At 46.3% G+C, this 8,226-nt stretch carries 8 protein-coding genes; 3 read left to right on the top strand and 5 right to left on the bottom strand.

The window, feature by feature from the left end; all coding sequences use genetic code 11:
* Positions 1-158: 158 nt before the first annotated feature.
* Together QT987_RS26130 and QT987_RS26125 are read right to left on the bottom strand one after the other, a co-directional pair.
* On the bottom strand, positions 159-380 hold the full coding sequence (locus tag QT987_RS26130; protein ID WP_333206690.1) for a hypothetical protein: 222 nt from the start codon (positions 378-380) through the stop codon (positions 159-161).
* Positions 377-2,146, bottom strand: a complete 1,770-nt coding sequence (locus QT987_RS26125; RefSeq protein ID WP_333246077.1) for a S8 family peptidase — start codon at positions 2,144-2,146, stop codon at positions 377-379. The genes QT987_RS26130 and QT987_RS26125 overlap by 4 nt, the downstream gene beginning before the upstream one ends.
* 255 nt (positions 2,147-2,401) lie before the next feature.
* On the opposite strand from QT987_RS26125, the gene QT987_RS26120 reads away from it, so the two are divergent.
* The 3 genes from QT987_RS26120 to QT987_RS26110 all read left to right on the top strand — a co-directional run bounded on the left by QT987_RS26120 (position 2,402) and on the right by QT987_RS26110 (position 5,310).
* Complete coding sequence (locus tag QT987_RS26120) at positions 2,402-2,818, top strand: hypothetical protein (protein WP_333057452.1); 417 nt, start codon at positions 2,402-2,404, stop codon at positions 2,816-2,818.
* Positions 2,819-3,388: 570 nt separating this feature from the next.
* Positions 3,389-5,098, top strand: coding sequence for a pentapeptide repeat-containing protein (locus QT987_RS26115; RefSeq protein ID WP_333246054.1), 1,710 nt, complete (start codon positions 3,389-3,391; stop codon positions 5,096-5,098).
* A gap of 47 nt (positions 5,099-5,145) precedes the next feature.
* The gene (locus QT987_RS26110; protein ID WP_333246052.1) at positions 5,146-5,310 is read left to right on the top strand and encodes a hypothetical protein; all 165 of its coding nucleotides are present in this window, start codon (positions 5,146-5,148) and stop codon (positions 5,308-5,310) included.
* Between the two features lie 194 nt (positions 5,311-5,504).
* Here the strand turns inward: QT987_RS26110 and QT987_RS26105 are convergent, their stop codons facing one another.
* The 3 genes from QT987_RS26105 to QT987_RS26095 all read right to left on the bottom strand — a co-directional run bounded on the left by QT987_RS26105 (position 5,505) and on the right by QT987_RS26095 (position 8,147).
* The gene (locus tag QT987_RS26105) at positions 5,505-6,137 is read right to left on the bottom strand and encodes a methyltransferase domain-containing protein (protein ID WP_333246050.1); all 633 of its coding nucleotides are present in this window, start codon (positions 6,135-6,137) and stop codon (positions 5,505-5,507) included.
* Between the two features lie 379 nt (positions 6,138-6,516).
* Positions 6,517-7,587 (bottom strand): patatin-like phospholipase family protein, encoded by a 1,071-nt coding sequence (locus QT987_RS26100; protein WP_333246048.1) that lies wholly within the window; start codon positions 7,585-7,587, stop codon positions 6,517-6,519.
* A 359-nt stretch (positions 7,588-7,946) separates the two neighbouring features.
* Entirely contained in the window at positions 7,947-8,147 is a 201-nt protein-coding gene (locus tag QT987_RS26095; RefSeq protein ID WP_333246047.1) for a peptidoglycan-binding domain-containing protein, read from the bottom strand.
* Between the last annotated feature and the right edge of the window lie 79 nt (positions 8,148-8,226).

The raw sequence follows: 8,226 nt of genomic DNA, 5'->3' as shown, positions 1-8,226 counted from the left end.
CACGCCCTCGCCGCCAATGTTCGCAAATTCTGCCAAAGTGTCCTGAAAGAGGTGTTTTGAGGCCGGACATTAAATTAGTAGATGCACCCTGATTAATAAACCCCAGCCAATTTTGGCCGGGGTTTTTTTTAGCTCAAAAGCTGCATTAACCAATTAGGCTAAATCGCCTCAAAAGACTGCACCTCAAGAACCGGGCCGATCATAGCAAAAGTCATCACATCCTTGCGGACTTCACCTTTGACACTGACTTTCAAATCAGCTTTTTTCAACTCAGAAGGAGCATTCTTAAGTTCGTAAGTTTCCCCATCTTCGCCAACCAAAGCCCAAGTGCCCGGGCCTAATCCTTTGCGTTCAATTTTGCCTTTGACAGTAATACTCATGCCGATCGCACCTCTGTTTTAATTGCTAAACGCGCCAGTCCGAAACACAGAAAAGCATTGACAATCAAAAATGTTTGTGATACCAAACCTGTGCCCAATCCCCAGACTGCGGGAGACACAAAAGCATTCACCGCTAAACTGCTGGCAAAACCGATCGAAATTGCGATCGCGATCCACTTCCACTGTTGATGTCCCAACAGCAAAGCAATCAAAATCCCAGGAATCAAAACGCTAGCAAAAAAGGGATTCAGCATACTGCTGCCATTAATTGCACCGCCGAGTTCGGGAATAGAACTGCCCATCACCCGCATCGGCCACTGTGGCAAGTCAAATACAAACAGATTTCGCAGCCCAAAGAACCCAGAACTGCCAGCAATCAAACCGCCGGAAAAGCCCCAAGTCCAGGCGAAGGGGAAATAATTCCGCATAAAGAAAGCCAGCAGGTAAGAACCGAGCACCATTGCAATTTTAGGCAACAGGGCGACTGCACCGCCGTCAATCCAAAAGCGGGGGTTGAGATACCCGTTATCGCGCAGCCAGCGGAAGAAATCGCGGAAGTTGATTTGTCCGCGCTGGGCTAGCTGAACTGCTGCGGCTGCGTCTAGGTGTCCTGAACCAAAATGGTTTAACGGATCTTCAGTGACATTTCGCGAGGACTGCAAGAGTACGCTGCGAATTTCGTTTGGTTCTGTGATGCCGGAGGCCTTGACAAGGGCTGCAACGGCGGCAACGTGGGGAGAAGCCATGCTAGTGCCTTGGTAGCCTTCAAAGACTTCGGCGCCGGTTTCCGGGTCGATCGTACTTTGCAGGATCTTGCCCATTTCAGAACCGCCGGGGGCTGCAATGTCAACCCCTGCGCCGAAATTGGAGTAAGAGGCTTTTTCGTCGTCGGGGCCGAGGGCGGAAACGCCGATGACGTGGGGATAGCGGGCGGGATAGGAAGCGGAACTGTCGCCGGAGTTGCCGGCCGCTGCGATGATGACAACGCCTTTAGAGTGGGCGTAGTCGATCGCCTCGGACATTAACTGACTTTCACCGCCGCCGCCGAGACTCATGTTGATAACATCGGCGCCGTTGTCAGCAGCAAATTTAATTGCTTCGGCAATGTCGGAAACCGTACCGCCGCCACTGCCGCTTAAGACTTTCAGTGGCATTAAAGCTGCTTCGTAGGCGATGCCCGCAACGCCGTAATTGTTGTTAGTTGATTGGGCGACAGTACCGGCGACGTGAGTACCGTGGCCGTTGTCATCGTAGGCTTCGGCGCGATCGTTTACAAAGTCGTAGCCCGGTACAAATTTGGTTTCTTTTAAGTCAGCGACTGGAGTAATACCCGTGTCAATTATCGCTACTGTTGTGCCGCTGCCTTTGGTTTCGTTCCAGGCAGATTCTACGTTGATGCTGCGGAGATTCCACTGCTTCGTATACATGGGGTCGTTGGGAATCTCGAAAGCGCTGTAGACGTAGTTCGGTTCAATGTATTCGGTATCTTTAGCCAAATTTGATTTTCTCAGGGCGTTTAGCAAAGTGCGATCGCCCTTAACTACATATACATTGTCGGCCGCTGAGAATTCGCTGTTGAGTTGCGGTGCGACTTGGTACTGTTGGGCGATCGCATTTACTTCTTTCGCAATCTCAGCAGCACCCAAATCTTCGCGGAAATCCAGCACAATCGAGTCGTAAGTGCCTTGAGTAGCAAGTCCTGGGAAATTAGAAATCGCCCAGCCGAGCCCGATTAAAAATAAGCACAGAAGGAAAAACTTTTTCATTGCCGATCGTCCGTTTAGGGAAGGCGTGTTCACCACAATAACCCAATTTTCACTGCCCGCGCCAGTTTTCCTTGCTGTGGCTTGTGGATATCTCGCACGCGGGCGTTTGGTATTTTTCGGCTGTGGCTGTTGCTCGATCAAAAATTGCTCTAATTTCTAGTTTAAATTGCAGAGCAAGTTTTAGGAGTTCAATTAATTGTATCATTAGAGAAGATGAGAAACAGAACAAGCGAGTATTTTCAACAAGGGTATTGCATGGAAAGAGGTTTAATGTGGCTGCCCCTGCTGGCAATCTTTATCGGGCTGGCTTGGGCAGGGTGGAACGAGTATCAAAAGCTGGAAGCGTATCGCGTCTGGGCAGAACAATTCGCTAAAGCTAAGTACGATATTTATGCTGTACTCGGTCAGCAAGAAGACTGTTTAACTTGGGGAAAACCTACTCGCAGCGGGCCTGTAAATTTGCAAACTTTTTCTTTAAAAGACGTGCAGTCGCTGCGGTTGTTAGTCAACTCTCAGGCAGTTGATTTAGAGTCGCCGCCGAATTCGGGAAGTCCAATCGCCCTCGAATTTTTGTTGAAAGATGCTGCTGCGGTGCAGGTTCCTTTTACAGAAATTCCTCTAGCGACTAAATGGGGAAAACACTTACAGCAAGAATTGCAGCGCTTTAGGTAAAAACACTCTCCGGCGGGGCAGTGTATGGGGAGCATCTCAATGAAAGCAACCAAGCCCAAAATTGGAGTTTGGAGGCAGGAGTTTGGAGGCAGGAGGCAGAAGGAAACAGGAAGAAGGAAGGAGCCAGAAGAAGTATTTTTCCAAATATAAGATGCTCCCAGCGTATTAGATATGAACTCGGCTACTTGAAGTTACAAAAGTCTGTAAAACTGGTAGTAGAAATAGAACTTACGCACCAAATCCTTTGAACTGCCATCTATAGGGGTAAAGTACCCACGGATCACCCGGAGGACATGAGTTATTGCAGTAAGTAATAGGAGTAGTGTTCCCGTGCTTAGCCCGCTCGTGTTCCGTGCGTACCTTACAGTTCAAGTTATTGACCGTAAGCATCCAGGATACAAGCCCCCGGATTCATCCGTCCAGAAATAAAAAACCTGTATCCGATGAAACTTGCCCCCCGAATTTATCTGTGGGGTCAATGCTTTAATCTAAAATCTAAAATCTAAAATCTAAAATCGATTGACCCGCGCGTCCTAAAACAGCTCAATTGCCAGCCCCCCAATCTGCGGAATGCAAACACAAGAATTTTTACAGCGCTATCAACAGGGAGAGCGCAACTTTGGTCACATTGACCTCAGCGGCGCTAGTTTAAGCGGTGTTAACCTGCGAGAAATAGACCTCACTGGTGCTAACTTGACCGGTGCTAATTTGAGCTGGTCTTTTTTGAGCAATGCCAAGTTGATAGGGGCTTGTTTGCGCCGCGCGGATCTCCGCAGTGCGGGGCTGGCTGGGGCGAATCTGAGCGGGGCAAATTTGAGCGGGGCAAATCTTGCTAAAGCGGATTTGCGCCTTGCTTGTTTGGCAGCAGCAGAACTCAATTGGGCCGCGTTCCCGGAAGCGGATTTGGGCGGTGCTAATCTTCAAGGAGTTAAATCTGACCAAATTAATTTTGCCGGGGCTAAACTCGACGGCGCGAAGTTGATGGCGGCGGAATTGATGGAGGCGAATTTCAACCGCGCCAGTCTTGTTGGTGCTAATTTAACGGGTGCTAATTTGCGGGAAGCGCATTTGGTGGAAGCAAATTTGCGATCGGCAATTTTAATCGGCGTAAATTTGATTGAATCTGACTTAAATGGCGCTCAAATGCGATCGGCAAATCTGACGGGCGCTGACTTGCACCGAGCTGTGCTGGCGGGGGCGGATTTGACTGAGGCGGTGCTGGATAACGCTGATTTGAGTCGAGCTAATCTGGCGGGTTCTTATTTATTGAAAGCGAGTTTTAAGAAGGCGCTTTTGCTGCGAGCTAACCTGCAAGGAGTGTATTTACTGCGAGCTGATTTGAGCGAAGCTAATTTGCGAAGTGCTGATTTGCGGAAAGCTGATTTGAGTGGCGCTTATTTGATGGATGCGATGTTGAGTGAGGCGGATTTAAGAGAAGCTTGTTTGATTGAGTGCCGTTTGATTCGGACGAATTTGGAGGGGGCGCAGCTTACGGGTTGCTGCATTCAAAATTGGCAAGTTCAAGATGTCGATCTGTCGAGAGTTGACTGCAGCTATGTTTTTACTGAGTTTGATTATACTGCCAAAGTTGCGGCCAATCGCTTTCCGGTCGATCGCGATTTTGAGTCGGGGGAATTGGGGCGGCAGCATCAAGAGGACAGTTCTATTGTCAAGGTGTGTTTTGATGAATCTCCTAATTGGGAGGCTTTGGTTTTTACGCTGCGTCGGGTGGAGTTGGAAAGCCACGAACTCAAATTTAACGTTCAATTTTTTGAGTCTGCGGGAGAACAAAATTTACTGCGGCTGAGTGCGAACCGTTTGGTGAACGGCAAGATTTTGGGCGATCGCATTTTGGAGCTTTATCCAGATATGTTGGAAAAGGTTTTAGCCAAGGACGCTGAGATTTTGAGTTTGCTTGGCTTGGTTATTCCTAGTAACAGTACAGAGTCGGTGGAGCCGGGCCAAAAGGAAGTATTGCTCAGAAGACAGGAAATCTACCAGCGAATGGTGCGCCAAATTTCGTTTATTTTGATGTCTCAGACGCCGGATAAATTCTCCGAAAGCGTGCAGCGGCTGTTGGATTATTTGAAGCAGCAAGGTATCCCGACAGAGCAGATTCAAAAGAAAGTCATCAGTCAGGCGATCGTGCAGCGCGCCAAGCAAGACCCAGTTTTTCGCGAACAGTTGCTCGCGTGGGAGAAAACGGCGTCCGATCGCGTTCGTGGTTCGATGATGGGGGAAGCGGTGCGGTTTGCGATCGCTCTTTTGATCAATTATTAACAGTTAATTGTGAACACTTAAAGCCGGAGAGCGACTAATACCCGCACTTGCTCGTCGGTGTCGGAAACTGCAAGCGATCGTGCATTATTGCCAACCAAGACCCGATGTTTCGGGAACAGTTGCTTGCGTGCGAGAAAACGCCGTCCGAGCGGGTTCGCTGTTCGCTAATGGAGGAAGCGGTGCGGTATGCGATCGCCCTTTTGTGGGAATAAATTGACATAGAATTGAAAAGCCAGTATCACAGTGTATACTTTTGATTTTTGAGGTAAAAGTTTATGAAGATTAGTTATGATTCCGAAATAGATGTTCTCTAGATTAAATATATCTTTTACCGTAGCTTAAATGTAGCTTTTGCATGATCACCAATATCTCGATACCGTTCGCTGCAATATGGTTGTTAGGCTGCCTACTTTACTGTTTTGGCTGTCATTAATCCCCAAAACCAATTTATTTTATAGCGATCTATATACACATCATTGTACCCCGCATCTTCTAGGATTTGCCTGCACTCTTGTTCGCCATAAGTCTTGAAGTGGGCGCGATCGAATCGACGCAGAAATATATCGCAAATACGGCACGTCCAATAGTCGTCACACCAATCTGTAATGACCAACTCCCCACCTGAACGAAGAACTCGGCGCATTTCTTGAAGCGCAGTCATAGGCTGATGAATGTAGTGAAACATATTGCATGAAATCACGACATCAAACTGTTCATCCTCGAAAGGGAGCTTTTGGGCCCATCCCTCAGACAATTCAATGGTTGCCGGAAGTCTCTGTCGAGCAACTTGCAACATCTCTGGCACTGGATCGACACCAAACAATCGAGATTGTGGGTAAGTCAATGCAAGCTGCTGAAGAAGTATACCTGTACCGCAACCGACATCTAGCACCCGATCTGTCGGTTGTAGTTTAACTCGGTTGAGTGTTTCTTGGGTCGTCGCTTGAATGTAGAACGACCATTTGACATCATAATCAGAAGCTAAACGCGAGTATTCTTGAACAACTGGATGGTTCTTGTGCAGATGGTTATCAGACATAGCATTGAGTTATTTGACCACTATTAGCTGTTGGGTTCAAATGACTGACTATATCATCCTTTATTCTCATTGCAATTAATTTTAACTTCTATGTCTAATAAATTAGTTTTGTTTACCAATTTTGGCTCCTGAGCCGGCGACCCGCTAAGGCCCGCACTTGCTCGTCGGCGTCGGAAACTGCGAGCGATCGCAACATTGGCACAACTCCCGAATTTTCGGGAACAGTTGCTCACGTGGGAGAAAACAGCTTCGGATTGCGATCGGTGTTCGGTAATGGGGGAAGCGGTGCGGTTTGGGATGCCCTGTTGTGGGAATGAATACACACAAAATCTTACCCCCATTAAAAATCCTCCAACCGGATCTCGATTTAACGGTGCGGTTAATTAGGATATAGTTCAGTTTCCTCCTTCAAAAGCTTACACAACTCATCCAAATCTTTCTTACTGTGTTCAATCAGTTTTTCACCTCGGCTCTCTAGGTACTCAATATTAGTGGGACTTGCGTTGTCGATTTGATCGTGACCATTATCGCTACTCAATTGAAGTTGAAAACGATAGTAGTTTCGGTTATTTTCTTGATCTCTTTTAGTCACCATTAGCTGAGCAAGTTCATAGGCAACCGATTCACTTTGACCATCTAGAACAACGTTAAGTAAGGGAATAGCCCATTTTATTTGACCCCAATTTTTGGCTTCTTTATACTTATATTTCTTAGTTAGTGAACCCGTACCCAAAGAAACAACAAGGGTCTCAGTACGTTGTAGTTCTTCACCCGTCTTTTTCTTGTAAGAAATCATCGCCTCCATCATTGCAAGTGAGGAAGGATTATTTGCAAAAATTCCGCCGTCTACCAAAGCGTAATATCCTTCATCGGTATGATGTCCCGTTTCGAGTTGGTAGGGTGGAAAGAATGTCGGTGCAGCAGAAGTTGCCATTGCTGCTTCCCACATTTTGAATCCCGTACATACTTTCCGGCTATCAAAACTCTTGATTTCCTCTGCGTCCCGATTGCTTGTAAAAAAAATTGGTGCTCTGAGTTCGATATCATAGCTGGGGATGAAAATTTCTCGTAATGCCTCTTCAACCTTAGCTTCACCTAAAAGATCCTTTAAAACTTGTTGCCTACCTTTTGGGTTGTGCTTGGGTTGTAACAAATCATCAATATCCCCTATAATATACTCATTAAAAATCTTTTGTCCATATTTGCGATAGAAATTTACAAGTTCGGCAGCGGTATACTCTGGCTCACGATTGATGCTAGAGTCTGAGTTCTTTCTAGTTAAACCCAGTGCTAAAATTCCTCCTGTTGAAGTGCCTGCAATAAAATCAAACATTGTTGCTATGCGTTTTCCTGTGCGCTCTTCAATGTAGTTGAGAACGATCGCAGGAATAATACCTCGGATACCGCCACCATCAATTGAGAGAATTCTTCTCTTGAATTTAGTAGCCATCACATTTACTCCTTTAGATATTGCTTAAGTTGTCAAGATAAATGAAACAAACTCAGGATCGCGAATTAAATAACTTACAATTTTAATTGTTATTGTGGGATGGGCGTCCCGCCCGTCCAAAAAGGATGGGCGTCCCGCCCATCCCACTTTCAAGAGTGGAAGTTATTTAATTCTCATTCCTCATACAGCATCAAAATACCAATAACCAACGTCATCTTATGGTTTGCGGTTGCCTCGAAATAAGAAAATCGAGTCAACAGTTAACACTCAAACATTGAGTTTTTGGCTCCAGACTAAACAGTCAACAGTCAACAATTCCGGAGGAGTGCAACCGGAATTGATATGAATCCAATCAGTTATTAGTGCGGTAACTTGCTGAGGGCGTGCCAAGTTCTATAGCCGACAATTCCATCTTGCGGTAAAGCCTTGCTCAGTTGCAATTGTCGCACGGCTACATCGGTCATCGGCCCGAAGAATCCGTCAATGAATCCGAAGTAGTATCCATTGATTTTCAAGACATTCTGAACAATTTTAACAGCATTACCAGAACTGCCTTTCATGACAGGGTAAACGCATCTAAATTAATTTGACAAACACCTAAATTTGTGCATTACTAAATAACTAAAAAAAACTTTTAAA

The sequence above is a fragment of the Microcoleus sp. SVA1B4 genome (assembly GCF_036700545.1).
Classification (GTDB): domain Bacteria; phylum Cyanobacteriota; class Cyanobacteriia; order Cyanobacteriales; family Microcoleaceae; genus Microcoleus.
Note: the sequence above shows the minus strand (reverse complement) of the source record. Positions and strands in the feature narration are given on the sequence as shown.